The 14,438-nt window shown below is 70.3% G+C and carries 14 protein-coding genes; 10 read left to right on the top strand and 4 right to left on the bottom strand.

Going from position 1 to position 14,438, the window contains the following annotated elements; genetic code table 11:
- Positions 1-139: 139 nt before the first annotated feature.
- The 5 genes from ACQEVJ_RS12385 (at position 140) to ACQEVJ_RS12365 (ending at position 7,047) form a co-directional block, all read left to right on the top strand.
- A complete protein-coding gene (locus ACQEVJ_RS12385; RefSeq protein ID WP_433100321.1) occupies positions 140-685 on the top strand; it encodes a YbhB/YbcL family Raf kinase inhibitor-like protein in 546 nt (181 codons plus the stop codon).
- 183 nt (positions 686-868) lie between these two features.
- On the top strand, positions 869-2,830 hold the full coding sequence (locus ACQEVJ_RS12380) for a hypothetical protein (protein ID WP_433100319.1): 1,962 nt from the start codon (positions 869-871) through the stop codon (positions 2,828-2,830).
- Between the two features lie 53 nt (positions 2,831-2,883).
- On the top strand, positions 2,884-5,151 hold the full coding sequence (locus ACQEVJ_RS12375) for a SulP family inorganic anion transporter (RefSeq protein ID WP_433100317.1): 2,268 nt from the start codon (positions 2,884-2,886) through the stop codon (positions 5,149-5,151).
- A gap of 111 nt (positions 5,152-5,262) precedes the next feature.
- Positions 5,263-6,273, top strand: coding sequence for an NAD-dependent epimerase/dehydratase family protein (locus ACQEVJ_RS12370; protein WP_433100315.1), 1,011 nt, complete (start codon positions 5,263-5,265; stop codon positions 6,271-6,273).
- Between the two features lie 132 nt (positions 6,274-6,405).
- Complete coding sequence (locus ACQEVJ_RS12365; RefSeq protein WP_433100313.1) at positions 6,406-7,047, top strand: type II toxin-antitoxin system PemK/MazF family toxin; 642 nt, start codon at positions 6,406-6,408, stop codon at positions 7,045-7,047.
- Between the two features lie 63 nt (positions 7,048-7,110).
- On the opposite strand, the gene ACQEVJ_RS12360 is transcribed toward ACQEVJ_RS12365, so the two are convergent.
- The gene (locus tag ACQEVJ_RS12360) at positions 7,111-7,860 is read right to left on the bottom strand and encodes a TetR/AcrR family transcriptional regulator (protein WP_433100311.1); all 750 of its coding nucleotides are present in this window, start codon (positions 7,858-7,860) and stop codon (positions 7,111-7,113) included.
- 118 nt (positions 7,861-7,978) lie between these two features.
- Here ACQEVJ_RS12360 and atpB point away from each other — a divergent pair, with 118 nt between their 5' ends.
- Positions 7,979-8,767 (top strand): F0F1 ATP synthase subunit A, encoded by a 789-nt coding sequence (gene atpB, locus ACQEVJ_RS12355; RefSeq protein WP_433100309.1) that lies wholly within the window; start codon positions 7,979-7,981, stop codon positions 8,765-8,767.
- A 76-nt stretch (positions 8,768-8,843) separates the two neighbouring features.
- Positions 8,844-9,128, top strand: a complete 285-nt coding sequence (locus ACQEVJ_RS12350; protein ID WP_433100307.1) for a YiaA/YiaB family inner membrane protein — start codon at positions 8,844-8,846, stop codon at positions 9,126-9,128.
- 75 nt (positions 9,129-9,203) lie between these two features.
- Here the strand turns inward: ACQEVJ_RS12350 and ACQEVJ_RS12345 are convergent, their stop codons facing one another.
- Positions 9,204-9,449, bottom strand: a complete 246-nt coding sequence (locus tag ACQEVJ_RS12345) for an OmpL47-type beta-barrel domain-containing protein (RefSeq protein ID WP_433112669.1) — start codon at positions 9,447-9,449, stop codon at positions 9,204-9,206.
- Positions 9,450-9,533: 84 nt separating this feature from the next.
- On the opposite strand from ACQEVJ_RS12345, the gene ACQEVJ_RS12340 reads away from it, so the two are divergent.
- Entirely contained in the window at positions 9,534-10,262 is a 729-nt protein-coding gene (locus tag ACQEVJ_RS12340) for a hypothetical protein (RefSeq protein WP_433113343.1), read from the top strand.
- A gap of 210 nt (positions 10,263-10,472) precedes the next feature.
- On the opposite strand, the gene ACQEVJ_RS12335 is transcribed toward ACQEVJ_RS12340, so the two are convergent.
- Complete coding sequence (locus tag ACQEVJ_RS12335; protein ID WP_433100305.1) at positions 10,473-11,231, bottom strand: sensor histidine kinase; 759 nt, start codon at positions 11,229-11,231, stop codon at positions 10,473-10,475.
- Positions 11,232-12,022: 791 nt separating this feature from the next.
- Between ACQEVJ_RS12335 and ACQEVJ_RS12330 the strand changes: the two genes are divergently transcribed.
- The gene (locus ACQEVJ_RS12330) at positions 12,023-12,193 is read left to right on the top strand and encodes a hypothetical protein (RefSeq protein WP_433100303.1); all 171 of its coding nucleotides are present in this window, start codon (positions 12,023-12,025) and stop codon (positions 12,191-12,193) included.
- A 326-nt stretch (positions 12,194-12,519) separates the two neighbouring features.
- On the opposite strand, the gene ACQEVJ_RS12325 is transcribed toward ACQEVJ_RS12330, so the two are convergent.
- Positions 12,520-13,278 (bottom strand): VOC family protein, encoded by a 759-nt coding sequence (locus ACQEVJ_RS12325; RefSeq protein ID WP_433100301.1) that lies wholly within the window; start codon positions 13,276-13,278, stop codon positions 12,520-12,522.
- A 569-nt stretch (positions 13,279-13,847) separates the two neighbouring features.
- On the opposite strand from ACQEVJ_RS12325, the gene ACQEVJ_RS12320 reads away from it, so the two are divergent.
- On the top strand, positions 13,848-14,411 hold the full coding sequence (locus ACQEVJ_RS12320) for a TetR/AcrR family transcriptional regulator (RefSeq protein WP_433100299.1): 564 nt from the start codon (positions 13,848-13,850) through the stop codon (positions 14,409-14,411).
- The last annotated feature ends 27 nt before the right edge of the window (positions 14,412-14,438 follow it).

Here is a 14,438-nt window from a genome sequence, read left to right as displayed (position 1 = left end):
CCCCCACATACCAGTCCTCCGCACGTACGGATCGATTCCGGAGAACACGGAGGTCAACGGCCCGCTCGGGCCCGGTCATCGGTACGGATCACCGCGATCCGGTCGGGGCACCTGTCCAATCCGCGTAGCATCATCGGGCATGGGGTCGCCGAGAAAATCAGCGGTCACGCGAGCCGCCGTCACGGTGACGGCGCTTACGCTGGCCGCGTCGGGCTGCGGAATCCTTGGCGGGGGATCGCCGAGGAACCTCGACGTCATCAGCGTGTCGAGCCCGCAGTTCCGCGACGGCGCGCCCCTGCCGGACGACTACTCCTGCAAGGGGGGGCAGGGCAACCCGCCTCTCCGCTGGTCGGGCACGTCGGGCGCCAAGTCCGTTGCCCTCGTGGTCGACGACAACAATCCCCACAGCGGCCCGGAGGTGCACTGGGTGGTGTTCGACATCGACCCCGCGACTACCGAGCTGGGCATGAACGACGTCCCCCGGGGCGCCCGGCAGGGCACGACGTCGAGCGGGAAGGTGGGCTATGCGCCCCCATGCCAGGCCGACGGCAGCTACCGTTTCACTGTCTACGCGCTGAACACGAAGCTCGACCTGAAGCAGGGCGCCGACCTCGCGCAGACCCTGGAGGGCATCGCGAGTCACACCATCGCCCGTGGGCGCCTCACGGCGAACACGATCGAGTGACATGCTGAGCACCGGAGGTAGTCGTGCTACACCAATCTTCACCTAGGGTGTGACAACGGTCATTGTGGTCGAGCAGAATCGGATCCAATTGCTGAGCGCAGGTGATCAAAGGGGGAAGGTCGCGTCGATGGCCGCGCGACCTCACCGGCGCCGCAGAAAGGCCATGGCCTTGAGGGTGGTGCTATGACTGCGGTCATTTCGGGTCTCGTCGCCGTCGTGCTTCTCGTGCTGCTGGTCGTGGCGCTGGGCATGCGGTCGATGAACCGCAGGGAGAGCGCTCTCTCCGCCGAGCGCATCAAGGCGATGGCCGAGAACAAGGGCCCCAAGCCCCGGCGGCCCGCCGAGGAGACGTTCTTCGAGAGCTTCCCCAAGGGGTTCGACGCCTTCGAGGAGCCGGAGAAGCAGCGTCCGGCACCCCGCCCTGCCCCCCGCCCCGGCGGGCGGCAGGCAGCGCAGCGCGGCGGCAAACAGCCCGCCGCCGCCCGCGGCAAGCGCGGCGTCGACGAGTGGGGCGGGGCCGACGACTACGACGACGACTACTGGTCGCGCGTACGCGCCGACGACGGCGGCTTCGGGGGGACGATCGCCGCGAGGATGGCCACCCCCCGGCCGGTGGACGAGACCGAGGGCGCGGCCGGCATCCCGGCCCAGACGGCCGACCCCGACGCCGCGACCATGCAGGCCCCCCTGCCCGCCCGCCCCGCCCGCGCCCGGCGCGCCGACGCCAACGAGCCCGTGCCTCCCGCCGCCCCCGTCTCCACCTCGGCTCTCGCCGACCAGAAGACCGTCACCTTCTCCGCGCCGACGCCCGACCTGCTCGACGCCCCCGCCGCTCCGGCCGGCTCCCCCTCGACCGGTCCCTTCGACGCGAGCCGCGCGACCGGCCCGTTCGACTCCCCCGCGGTGAGCGGCGCCTCCGCGTCTCCGGCCAGCGACCCCTTCGCGGCCGCCGCAGGTCCGCAGCCGGGCACGCCGGGCACGCCGGGCACGTCCGGCAGGCCGGCCAGGTCGAGCAGGTCCGGCCGGTCGTCGCGGGCCGCGGCCCGCCGCGCCGCCGCCGCTGCCGCCGCCGGCGAGGCCGGACAGGCCGGACAGGCCGGCGGCTCCTACGACAGCCAGCGCGCCACGGGCCCATTCCCCTCGTCCGCGGGCACCGGCTCGTACGGCACGCAGCCGGGCGCCGACCCTCTGGGGATCGGCGCGAGCACCGGCCCGTTCGGTGCCCCCGCGTACGACACGCCCGCGGGCACCGGGCCGTTCGCCTCGCAGGGCGGCGCGGGCTCCCACGACGGCCGCTATGACACCGCGCCGTCCTCCCCCATCCCGGCCTCCGGGTCCTTCGCCGCCGGCTCGTACGATCCGGCCCGCACGAGCGGCGCGTTCGAGGCCGCGGCGCCCACCGCCTCGCCGGCCGACGCCCTCGCCGACCCCGCGTCCCGCTCGACCGGCGGCTCCTTCGACGCGTGGGCGGCCTTCGAAGCGCCCCGATCCGACGCCTACGATCCGTCCCGCGCCGCGACGGGCCCGTTCCGCGCGGCCGACGCCTCGTCGTCGTACCCGCCCAACCCGGCGGGTGCCGGCGACGGAGCCGGCGCCACCGACCCCGGCTGGCCGGTCGCGGGCAGCTACCCGCCGGTCCCCGCCGCCTCCGCTCCCACGACGGACTCCTCCTCCTGGGCGGGCGCCCGCGACGTGCTCGACGACCCGGAACCGTCGCACGGCGCGTCCTCCTGGCCGAACGCGGAGACCTACCAGACCCCGGCCTACGACGGCTACTCGTCCGGCTACTCGGCGGAGGGCGGCTACCCGGCCGCCTCGGCGCCGTCGCCCACCACCCCGTCGTACGAGGTGAGCGCGGGCTGGGCGACGATCGACGCCTCGGACACGGTGACCGGCTCAGCCCCCGGAACCGCCTCGCCGTACGAGTCGGCGGGCTACGACGCGCCGTCGGGGCAGAGCCAGTACGGCTACGACCGGCAGCAGCAGGGCTACGGCGGCGCCCAGTCGTCGTATCCGGAGCAGAACGCCGGCGGAAGCTGGCCCTCCTACGACGAGGCCCACGACGACACCCCCACCTCGGCGAGCGGGCGGCGGCGGGGCAACCACCGCAACCCGGAGAGCGACTATCCCGACTACTACCGGTGATTTTCCCGTTCCCTGCCTGGTGACGGCCTCCGCGGCTGACATATTGTCAGCCCATGACAATCAGTGACGACACGATCTCGCCACGTAACTGGAAGTCCGTACTCCAGCATGATGCACCCGCATCGCTGGTGGTCTTCCTGGTGGCGGTGCCGTTGTCGCTCGGCATCGCGGTCGCGTCCGGGGCGCCGGTGGCGGCCGGGCTCGTCGCCGCCGTGGTCGGCGGCGTGGTCGCCGGCGCCCTCGGCGGGTCCGTCGTCCAGGTGAGCGGCCCGGCCGCGGGGCTGTCCCTGGTGGTCGCCGAGCTCGTCCACACGTACGGCTGGCGCGCCACGTGCGCCATCACCGTCATGGCCGGCCTCCTCCAGTTGGTCCTCGGCGGGCTGAAGGTGGCGCGGGCGGCGCTCGGGGTCTCCCCCGCGGTCGTCCACGGCATGCTCGCCGGGGTCGGCGTGGTGATCGCGCTGTCCCAGCTGCACATCGTGCTCGGCGGTTCGCCGCAGCGCTCCGCGCTGGGGAACGTCATCGAACTCCCCGCCCAGATCCTCGACAACCACACGCACGCCGTCATGATCGGCGTGCTGACGATCGGGGTCCTGCTCGTGTGGGGCCGCATCCCCCGGCTGCGCGCCGTGCCCGCCCCGCTCGCCGCGCTGATGGTCGCCACGCTGACGGCCGCGGTGGCGGGCTGGGACCTGACGAAGGTGGACCTGAAGGGCGGGTTCTCCTCCGTCCAGGGACCTCTGATGCCGCAGGGCGACTGGCACGCGATCGCCGGAGCCGTCCTGCTCGTCGCCCTCCTCGCCGGAGTGGAGTCACTGCTGACCTGCGTGGCGTCCAACCGCCTGCACGACGGTCCCCGCGCCGACCTCGACCGCGAGCTCACCGCGCAGGGCGTGGCGAACGTGGTGTCCGGCGCGCTCGGCGGCCTCCCGGTGGCGGGCGTCGTCGTGCGCACGACCACCAACGTGCGGGCGGGCGCCCGCAGTCGCTGGTCCTCGGTGCTCCACGGGGTGTGGGTGCTGCTGTTCACCGCGGTCTTCGCCTGGATGATCGCGCTGATCCCCTTGGAGGCGCTCGCGGCGCTGCTGCTGTTCATCGGCGTGCAGATGGTCAACCTCGCGCACGTCCGCAACCTGCGCAACCACCGCGAGATGCCGGTCTACTTCGTGACGATGGCCGGAGTCGTGCTGATCGGCCTGGCCGAGGGCGTGGCGATCGGCCTCGGACTGGCCGCCCTCCTCGCCCTGCGCCGCCTGGCCTGGGTCTCGGTGGACGTACGGCAGGCGGGCGAGCGGTGCTGGCGGGTCGTCGTCACCGGGTCGCTGACGTTCCTCGGCGTGCCCCGGCTGACCGAGGCGCTGCGCGGCATCCCCGCGGGAGCCGCGGTCGAGCTGGACCTGCACCTGGACTTCATGGACAACGCCGCCTTCGAGGCGCTGCACGCCTGGCGGCTGGAGCACGAACGCACCGGCGGTGTCATCGACGTGGACGAGCCGCACGGCGAGTGGTACTCCGCCGCGATCAACGGCGTCCGCCTGTTCCCGGCCAGGATCCCGCCCCGGCACGACCGCTGGTGGCTGCCCTGGGCCTACCGGCGCCGCCCCGGTCCCATGGACGCCGGCGCCGGTTCCTACGCGCTGATCGGCGCGGACGGCGGGAGCCACGAGGACGTCCCCGTGGTCTGCGAGCCTCAGGGCGTGCCCGACCTGCTGGAGGGGACGCGGGAGTTCCAGCGCCGGACCGCGCCGATGGTCCGCCCCCTGCTCCACCGCATGGCCCGCAAGCAGTCGCCGTCGCACCTGTTCATCACCTGTGCGGACTCCCGCATCGTGCCGAACATCATCACCGCGAGCGGTCCCGGCGACCTGTTCACACTGCGCAACATCGGCAATCTCGTGCCGCGCGCCGGCGCCGCCCCCGCCGACGACTCGGTCGCGGCCACGATCGAGTACGCCGTGAAGGTGCTCGATGTGCGCACGATCACGGTCTGCGGGCACTCGGGATGCGGCGCGATGGCCGCCCTGCTGGGCGAGGTGCCCGACCTGCCCGCGCTGCGCAACTGGCTGCGGCACGGGCGGCAGAGCCTGGCCAGGTTCGTGGCCGCCGAGCCGTGTGACGACGAGGCCGGGCCGCTCGACCGGCTCTGCCGGACCAACGTGATCCAGCAGCTCGACAACCTGCGGACCCACCCGTTCGTGGACACCCTCGTACGGGCAGGGAAGCTGGAGCTCACGGGCCTGTACTTCGACATCGGCGCGGCACGGGTACACCTGCTGGAGCAGGAGCGGTTCACGCCGGTCCCCGAGCTGCGCACCGGCTGAGCTCCGCTCCGATAGAGCCGGAAGGAACGGCCGGCTTCGCTGTGAGCGGATCACGTCCGCTGACCGTGAAACGGGGCAGACGCGCGGCACGGGCGGGCCAAGGATGACCGTATGAAAATTCTGGTCATCGGCGGTTCGGTGTTTCTCGGACGCGCCATCGTCGAGGAGGCGCTGCGGCGCGGTCATGAGGTCACGACGTTCAACCGGGGCAGGAGCGGGACGGACCTGCCCGGTGTGGAGGCGGTGCGCGGCGACCGCGAGAGCACCGACGACCTGCGGCGGCTCGCCGACGGCAGGCAGTGGGACGCGGTGATCGACGTGTGCGGGTTCATCCCCCGCGTCGTCCTTGAGTCGGTGCGGACGCTGTCGGGGCACGCTCCGCACTACACGTTCATCTCCAGCATCTCCGCCTACCCGGACTGGCCCGACAAGTCCGGCGTCGACGAGACCTTCCCGGTGCACGAGTGCCCCCCGGACGCGGCCGCCGAGTTCGGCGACTACGGCGTGCTGAAGGCTGGCTGCGAGCGGGCGGTCGAGCAGCACTTCGACGGCGGCGCCCTGGTCATCCAGCCCGGCCTGATCCTCGGCCCGCACGAGAACGTGGGCCGGCTGCCCTGGTGGCTCACCCGCATCTCCAAGGGTGGGCGTGTGCTCGCCCCCGGTGACCCGTCGCTGCCGATCCAGCTCATCGACGCCCGCGACATCGCGGCGTTCACCCTCGACCAGGCGGCCAAGGGCACGACCGGCCGCTACATGACGGGCGGGGTGCAGGGCAACGCCACGTACGGCAGCTGGCTGAACGACTGCGTGGAGGTCACCGGCTCCGACGCGGAGCTGGTGTGGGCCGACGACAAGTTCCTGGTCGACCAGGGCGTGGAGATGTGGACCGAGCTTCCGCTGTGGTACCCGGAGGCGGACCGCCAGGGCGTGTGGACGCACTCCTCCGCGAAGGCCATCGCCGCGGGTCTCACCTGCCGGCCGGTACGGGAGACCGTACGCGACACCTGGGAGTGGCTGAAGGACATCTCCGAGGAGCGGCGCAGCTTCGGCGGCCGGATGCTTCACGGCATCGACCCGGAGAAGGAGGCGCGCATCCTCACCGCCTGGGACGCCCGCTCCTGACCGCGGCCCCCTGCCCGCCCGCGCGCCGGTGTGTGCGGGCGCAGAGCGGGGGCGCTCTGCCTGAGCCGAGCGGGGCGGGCGGGGCGGACTCGGCTGCCCAAGCCGTCCGCGCCGGGCCGTAGGCTGTCGGCCATGATCTGGGTGGTTGTGATCGTGGCCGTGCTGGTCGTTTTCGCGGTGCTCGGCGTGGCCGGGCGCCTGCCGGGAACCTCGCGCCGGCGGTCCGCGCCGCGTCCCTCGTCGGGCGGCCGCCCGTCAGGCCGCGCCGGCCGGACCGCACGGCCCGGTGGACGCGCCCCAGCCGGGACCGCGCGGCCGGGCACCAGGCCCGGTAGCGGCACCGCTCCCGGCACGAGGCGCGGCACCGCCGGACACACCTCCGGGGTCCGGGGTGGGGGCCGCCCGGCGACGGGCGGCGAAGCGGGCGTGCGCGGCGGCGCGGCCACGCAGGCCGGTCCGCGTCCGGGTGAGATCTGGTGGGCCGACGTGCCCTACGAGGACGGGCCAGGCCACAAGGTGCGCCCCTGCGTGGTGCTCAGGACATACCGGGGCGGCGCCGAGGTCCTGAAGATCACGAGCCAGGACCGCAGGGACCGCTCCGACCACGTGGAGATCCCCACCCGCACCTGGGACCCGGACGCCGACCACAACAGCTTCCTCGACCTCACCGGCCCGGTCCGCGTGCCGGTCGCCGACTTCCAGGACAGGGCGGGCACGCTCGACACGCGCGTCTGGCGGCAGGTCTGCCGCCTCCACGAGATCACGCCGAACTGAGCCAGCTCCTCCAAGGCCGGGCCCCTCCAAGGCCGGGCCCGCCTCCGAGACAGGACGTCGGCGTCACCGTGACGACGCGGGCCCTTCCGGGCCGCCGCGCTGCGGCAGACCCGCGGCGAGGCCGTCGAGCAGCCGGTCCAGGCCGTACGCGAAGCGATCGTCACTGGCCGTGTACTCCCGCCCGGCCTCCTTCGTCATCCGCTCCAGCATCGGATAGTTGCCCGTTGCGATGAGCGACTGGATGTAGGACAGGTGCCGGGCCAGCCGCTGGGCCAGCGTGAGCCCCGTCCGCCGAATCCCATCGGCCTCGGCCAGCTCGCTCTGGATGTAGCCGTTCACGTACGCGAAGACCGCGCCGACGAGGGTCAGCATCTCGTCGATGCTCAGGCTGAGGCCGTCGAGCATGCCGAGGGCGGTCTCCATCAGCCGCGCGCTGTTCGGGCCGGTCTGCGGGCGACCGGCCGCCAGCGGTGCGAGCCACGGGTGACTGAGCATGGTGCGCCGGACCTGCCAGGCGAGCAGGCGAAGCCCTTCGACCCAGTCGTCCGGTGGCCGCCGGTCCTCCGGCAGGTAATCCCTCACCGCGGTGTCGATCATGAGGTCGAACACCTCGTCCTTGCCCGTCACGTAGCGGTACAGGGACATCGTGCCCGCCCCGAGATCTGCGGCGAGGCGGCGCATGGAGATCGCCTCCAGCCCCTCGGCGTCGGCGATCCTGATCGCGGCCTGCGCGAGGGCAGCGCGGCTGAAGCTCGGCCGCGGCCCCCGGGCGGGGCGCTCGGGTCGCATCCACAGGTTCTCGTGGCCCGTCATCGTTGATCGTCCCAGGTCGTCACGCTATTGCGTACACCGTACCTGGTATGTAGGCTCACATCGACAAAGTGAGTACGCCGTACTCAGTTTTTTGGACTGCCGGACGAGGGGATTCCCCATGCCCGCAACCCTCGCCAGGGACGACTTCACGGCTCCTGGTCTCGAACTGTTCGACTTCCCGCCCCTGTGGTCCGGCGCGCCCCATTGGCTGAACAAGCCCGTTGTGCTGGCCGCGGTCGGAGTGGTCCTGCTGTGCGCGCTCGCCTGGGGGGCGTTCGCGCGGCCGTCGCTGGTCCCACGCGGCCTGCAGCATCTCGGCGAGTACGGCTACCTGTTCGTCCGCGACCAGGCGGCCCGGCCGTTCCTCGGCGCGGACGCCGAGAGGTGGATGCCGTTCCTGCTCAGCCTCTTCTCGGTGATCCTGCTGTGGAACCTGTTCGGCGTGATCCCGGGAGTGCAGTTCCCGGTGAACTCCCACATCGCCTTCCCTGCCGTCTTCGCGCTGGTCGTGTATGTGATCAAGCTCTATCTCGGCTTCCGGCACCACGGGGTGGGCGGATATCTCAAGAGCCAGATGTTCCCGCCCGGCCTGCCGAAGCCGCTCGCCCTCGTCTTGTACGCGCCCATCGAACTGCTCCACACGTTCGTCTTCGCGCCGTTCACGCATGCCGTACGGCTGTTCGCGAACATGTTCGCGGGGCATCTGCTGCTGGCGTTCTTCAGCGCGGTGGGGTTCTGGTTCCTCGTCGAGCACCCCACGGTGCCCGCGTTCCCGGTGGGCCTGGTCAGCGTGACCATGGCCGTCGTGATGACCGGACTGGAGATCTTCATCCAGTTCCTGCAGGCGTTCCTGTTCACCATGCTGGCGGCCATGTACATCGGCAACGCCCTGCATCCGGACCACTGAGCGGGCGATCGTACTCACCGGTAACTGAGTATCGGCGCTCATGTCCCGGCGGGCGTACGTCGCGGACGATGGCAGCATGGCGCAACCGGTGAAACCCTCGACGACGACGGCCTTCTACATCCAGGCCGTTATCTCGTTCGCGATCTCCCTCGCGGCCCTGGCGGCCGGCATCCTCTACCTCCCGGTCACGGCCTGGGTGCGCTCGTTTCTCGCCATCGGGCTGATGTACATGGTGACCTCGACGTTCACGCTGGCCAAGTGCGTACGAGACCGGCAGGAGGAGTCGAGCGTCGTCAGCCGGGTGGACCAGGCCCGGATCGACAAGCTCCTCGCCGAGCACGACCCCTTCCGGGCCGATTGAGGGTGAGCCCCGCTCGACGAGAGGAGGCGACCTCGGCCCGGTGACGGGCCGAGGTCGCCTGCCGGCTTGACGAGGTCAGCCGGTCTCGCAGCCGTTGCCCTTGCCCGGCTTCGTGCAGTCCGAGCCGGGCCCGGCGCCGACGACGGTGAACTTCACCGTGCCCACGTTGGAGGTGTTGCCCACCTTGTCGGTGGCCCGGTAGCCCACGGTGTGCGCCCCCGGCCGGCCCACCGCCACCGGCTTGGAGTACAGCGCGAACGGCTGCCCGTCCAGGGAGTACTCCACCGTGGCCACGCCCGACTCGGCGTCGGTCGCCGAGATGGTGAGCGTCGCCCCACTCCCCGGGGCGCCGGACGGGCCGTCCGCCCCCGCGTATGGACGACCGAGGGTCAGTAGGGTGCCCCCATGACCAGCGACATACGCGGGCGCGAGCGGGCAGCCGTCACGGCCGCGCCCGAATCGCTCGACTACTACCTGATCATGTCGACGGGCACGGACGGAGCCCCGGCCGAGGGAGTCGTCGTCGAGGAGTTCGCACTCACCGGCGACTTCAGGACCATCGGCCTGGACACCGCCGGATGGACCGCGGCCGACGGCGTCTGGTGGAGTTCCGCGGCCTTCGGGCGCGCAATGCGCGAGGATCCCGACCTGCGCGCCCGGGCCCGTGCGGTGAGCCGCCCCGAAGCCGAGGCCGCGTACCGCGATCTCGGCGGGGGCGAACTGCCCGGCGAGACGCGGTTGCGGGCCCTTTTCCAGGACCACCAGCCTCTGCCGGACTCGCCTCCCCTGCGCCTCAGCCCGCCGCGGGTCCCCGACGGGTTCCACGACACGCGGGTCTACCGCGTCCTGTTCGCCGGCGAGCCGCACCTTCCCCGCCTCGCGGACGTGGTGACGTTCGCCGGGGAGACCGATGACCCGCGGACCCGGGTCATCGGCACCGGTGACCTGCGAACGGACTCGGACATCTTCACCTGGGAGGTACGCCGGATCGGGCCCGGCGTCGCCTGCTGCCTCGACCTCACGGCCCATCTGGGGACCGCGTCCGGCCAGTCTCTCGGGCCGCTGCTGCGGCGGTTGACGACGGCGATGCGCCACGCGGGACCGGTCCCCGTGACCGTCGAGCGCTTCTCCTGAGCCCGAACGGCTCCGGCGTCGACCTCGTGGCCGAACTGGACAGGCTCGAAGCGCATTGGACCGAGACCATCCCCGACGACTCCCGCGTGCACTAGGACGTCAACGGCTGCAGCTTCCCGGTGCCGCACCTCATCGACCTGCTACATCGCGCGCAACTCTTCCGGGCGGCCATTCGCATCGCGGATGTGCGTGATTCCGACGAGGGATTGGTCAGGCCAATGGGAGCTGGACGACGAAGGCGGCACCGCCGGACGTTGACCGCTCCACGCGCACCTTGCCCCCGTGGCCGTAGGCGATGTTCCGTACGATGGCCAAACCGAGGCCGGTCCCACCGCGGTCGCGGGAGCGGGCGGCGTCGAGGCGGGTGAAGCGATCGAAGATCCGCTCCCGATCCTCCTCCCCGATTCCGTCGCCGTCGTCGGCCACGACGAGCTCCGCGGTGTCGGCCGTACGCCGGACCTGGACGAACACGGCTGTCTTGGCGTGTCGCTGCGCGTTGTCGAGCAGTTCGGAGAGCATTCGCCGGAGCCGCGCGTCCAGACCGCGCACCAGAACCCCGGGAACGACCTGCACCTTCACGTCGAGCCTGTCGGTGCGCCGAGCCAGTTCGCTCTGCACGAGTTCCCCGAGGTCCAGCAGGGACGGTTTGGCCGGCTGCGCGGCGGCCTGGAGCTGGGCGAGCAGGTAGAGGTCGTCGACCAGCGCCTGCAGACGTTCCACGTCGTTGAGCGCGCGTTCGAGCAGGTCCTCCACGTCGATCTCGCTGGGATGCAGCCGGGCCTCCTCCAACTGTGCCCGCAGTCCCGCGATCGGGGTGCGCAGTTCGTGCGACACGTCGGCCTCGAACCGTCGCTGCCAGTCGATGGCCCGATACAGCTTGCCGGACATGTTGTCGATGCCGTGCTTGATGCTGCGCTCCAGCTCATCGAGTTCGCCAAGGCATTCACGGAGGTGGCGGAGCGATGTCACGTCTGTGAGGTTCCCTACCCCATCCGCATCAATTCCCATGGACAGCTAAAATCAGCACATACGCCTTTGTTTCCGGCACCAAGTACAAGCACTTGTTCTTGGCACTCAAACTGGTGCAACTGGCCGAAAAGGCTCCGCGCACCTGACTCACGATGACGGGCCTCACGTCCTACCGCATTCAGGACGGGCGAATAGTCGAGTTCCGGGGTGAGGCTGATTAGAAAGGCGGAATCTGCTCCGGTACGAGGCCAGCCTGCCGGAGTGGACCATACAAACCGGTCCGTGGTCAGGCCAGATCCCGTGGAAGAACGAACGTCCCCGGCGCGCGCCGCCGGAGAACATCGCACTGTCGAACGAGATCGCGAGTCGCCGCCGGTGTCGTCACGCAGGATGTGCCGGCAGCGGGCTGGAGGCGCCTGTTCTGTACGACGACTGGATCACTCCCGACTTGGCGCTCGTGGTCGGTAAGAACGACGGCCTTCTGACTCGTGAGTGGCCCTTGGTGGAGCGCTTCAGCTCCGAACACGATGACGCCTGCCCTCGGATATCCGGGTCGATCCCTCGCACGTGCGTCTGGACGACCGGCCGGACGACGACCGGGCGTTCTGGGGCGGGCAGGTGGTGGTCCTGGACCCCGAGACCGGGCGACCGCTTGAGCCCAACCATCCAGTGAGTGCCTTCTGAGGCCCGCCGTCGCCTGCCGGTGTCTGGCGAAGCCATGTGCCCAAGTGTCCCGGACCTCTCCTGGAACAGGATTGACCAGTCGGGACTGGTGACGGAGGATTATTGGTATGACGCTTCCCCAGCGCCAAACTCGGCGCTCTCCGCACGCGCTGGTGAAGCTGATCGTGGTAACTCTCTTGTTGGGTGCCGCGATCGGAGCAGGCGTTTTCTTGGCGCTGGCGCTGCTGTGGGATGCGTTCTGGGGCGAGGGGCCCATGTTCTTTCCGGGCCAGCCGTAGACAGTCAGATCGTCTCACCGGGGATCACGTTCAAACTCCCTGACATCCTGCTCGCGAACGGGAACGCGACGGGGAAAGGATTCTCGACCTGAGCTGATCCGTGCCCTCGGTGGAACGCGAAATCCGCGATCGAAGGGGCCGGTCCCGACACCGCCTTTCACGACGTGCGGCGCACCTTCGCGACACGCCCTTGCGGAGCGCGTTCCGATCGCCGAGGTCTTCCCGGTGGCTCGGCCACGAGTCGATCACGACGACGGTCGATCCCTGCGGACATCTCGTCCGACGGCCGGGCCGCCTCCCCGCCGGCTACCCGAGACCTGTTCTCGCTATCGCGGGGTCAGAACACAGAACTCATGGCCATCGGGATCGGCCATGACCACCCAGCTGACGTCGCCCTGACCGATGTCGATGCGCGTTGCCCCGAGGGAGATGAGACGCTCTACCTCCGCTTGCTGATCACCGTCGGCGGGTGGAGCGAGGTCGAAATGCAGCCGCTCCTTCCCGGTCTTCGGCATCAGCGGCGGACCGCCCCAAGTGATCTTCGGACCGCCGTGCGGCGAGCGGATCGCGGTCTCCTGGTCCTGATCCCAGACCAACGGCCAGCCCAGCGCTTCGCTCCAGAAGTATCCGACCTCCTGCGAACCGTCGCACGCAAGCGCTCCGATGAATCCGCAGTCGGCGAGGAAGGCGTTGTCCGGCCCGATGACGCAGAACTCGTTGCCTTCGGGGTCCGCGAGCACGACATGATCCTCATCCGGGCGTTGACCGATGTCGATGTGCCGGGCGCCGAGTTCGATCGCCCTCGCCACAGTCTGCTGCTGGTCCTTGAGGGATGTGCTCGTCAGATCGAAGTGCATCTGGTTCTGGCCGACCTTCTGCTCCTGAGTCGGAAGAAACCGGATCCGGAACCCGGTGTCATCGCTCGGCAGGAGCGCCATGCCGTCTTGGGGGTCGTCGGCCATCTCCCAATTCAGGACGCCGGCCCAGAAGCGCGCGAGACGAAGCGGGTCGTGCGCGTCGAAGCAGAGCGCGACAAGGCGACAAGTCATTCCGCTCCGCACCTCCGTTTGCTGATTCAAAGCCACAGACAGGGCACGTCCTCCGCGCCCACAGGGAGATCCACGCTAGGCGCTCGGGGGTCCGCCACGCGAACCAATTTCGGCATGGCTGTGAGCTTGGGAGGCGGCAGGCCGGTGCAACGGCATCGACATGACGGACCGCTGAGCCGCGCCAGGGCTACGGCGGCCGCCCCCAAACGGGTTCGCACGCGCTGGAACTCCGGAGCACGAGGTCAGGGAGGCCGAAGGTGGACGAGTCGCCTGTGGGCCGGGTTCTGATTCCGCAGGCTTGCTACCTGCGTGAAATCGTCCTACACCACAAGCGACCTGCGATAACGCTTCCGTTCGTTGTCATGCTGGTCGTCGTTTTCCGAGCCACGTGCCCCCACAAGTGCTCCCGGACGACGTCGGCCCTGCCTCGACGTTGCCATCGCCGCAGCCTCATTTGCTATCGCCGACTCTCCAAGTGAGCCGAGCCCCGATAGGCCTACCTGGATTTGCCGGGTGCTGGTAGCCTCCTTACCGTGCGGTCAGATTATCAACCAGCCGGTAAGCAAGCGCGAACCTTCGTCGACCAGGCAAGACGGGCGCAGCTCGTGGAGTGCGCAATCGACGCGATCGTGGACGTGGGGTTGCCCAAGGCGTCCCTGGCGGAGATCGCCCGCCGCGCCGGGATCACCAAGGCGGCGATCTTCTACCACTTCGCCAATCGGGACGAGCTGATCCACCACGTGTTCGAGTCGGTGCTGGCCGAGGGGGCGGAGTTCATGGCGGCCCGAGTGCCTCCCGAGTCCGGCGCAGCGGCCGAACTACGGGCGTACATCGAGGCGAACGTGCGGTATATCGCTACCCATCGCAAACAGGTCAAGGCGCTGCTCGCGATCGTGATGAGCTTCGCCGAGGACGACGGCCGCACGAAGCTGCGGCACGACGCCTCCGTCTACGGGGCCAGCCTCACGCCCCTGCAGGACCTCTTGCGCCGGGGACAGGCGGAGGGCTGTTTCACCGACTTCGAGACGCGAACCATGGCCATGACCATCCGCGCCGCGATCGACGCCATCGGCCCACAGCTGACCGCGATACCCGACCTGGACCTCGATGCCTATGCCCGCGACCTGGTCGAGCTGTTCGACCGGGCGACCAGAAAGGATCACACGTGACATCGGCTTCAGGGGACGCCTGGCAAG

This window comes from Microbispora sp. CA-102843, assembly GCF_050936215.1.
In the GTDB taxonomy this organism is placed as follows: Bacteria; Actinomycetota; Actinomycetes; order Streptosporangiales; family Streptosporangiaceae; genus Microbispora.
The sequence above is the reverse complement of the archived record's forward strand: the minus strand, read 5'-3'. Positions and strand labels throughout refer to the sequence as shown.

Excerpts from the sequence above, each read along its gene's own strand:
- ACQEVJ_RS12385 (WP_433100321.1), top strand. The coding sequence starts at position 140 with ATGGGGTCGCCGAGAAAATCAGCGGTCACGCGAGCCGCCGTCACGGTG.
- ACQEVJ_RS12350 (WP_433100307.1), top strand. The coding sequence starts at position 8,844 with ATGGCGCAACCGGTGAAACCCTCGACGACGACGGCCTTCTACATCCAG.
- ACQEVJ_RS12340 (WP_433113343.1), top strand. The coding sequence starts at position 9,534 with ATGACCAGCGACATACGCGGGCGCGAGCGGGCAGCCGTCACGGCCGCG.
- ACQEVJ_RS12370 (WP_433100315.1), top strand. The coding sequence starts at position 5,263 with ATGAAAATTCTGGTCATCGGCGGTTCGGTGTTTCTCGGACGCGCCATC.
- atpB (WP_433100309.1), top strand. The coding sequence starts at position 7,979 with ATGCCCGCAACCCTCGCCAGGGACGACTTCACGGCTCCTGGTCTCGAA.
- ACQEVJ_RS12380 (WP_433100319.1), top strand. The coding sequence starts at position 869 with ATGACTGCGGTCATTTCGGGTCTCGTCGCCGTCGTGCTTCTCGTGCTG.
- ACQEVJ_RS12330 (WP_433100303.1), top strand. The coding sequence starts at position 12,023 with ATGACGCTTCCCCAGCGCCAAACTCGGCGCTCTCCGCACGCGCTGGTG.
- ACQEVJ_RS12375 (WP_433100317.1), top strand. The coding sequence starts at position 2,884 with ATGACAATCAGTGACGACACGATCTCGCCACGTAACTGGAAGTCCGTA.
- ACQEVJ_RS12360 (WP_433100311.1), bottom strand. The coding sequence starts at position 7,860 with ATGACGGGCCACGAGAACCTGTGGATGCGACCCGAGCGCCCCGCCCGG.
- ACQEVJ_RS12365 (WP_433100313.1), top strand. The coding sequence starts at position 6,406 with ATGATCTGGGTGGTTGTGATCGTGGCCGTGCTGGTCGTTTTCGCGGTG.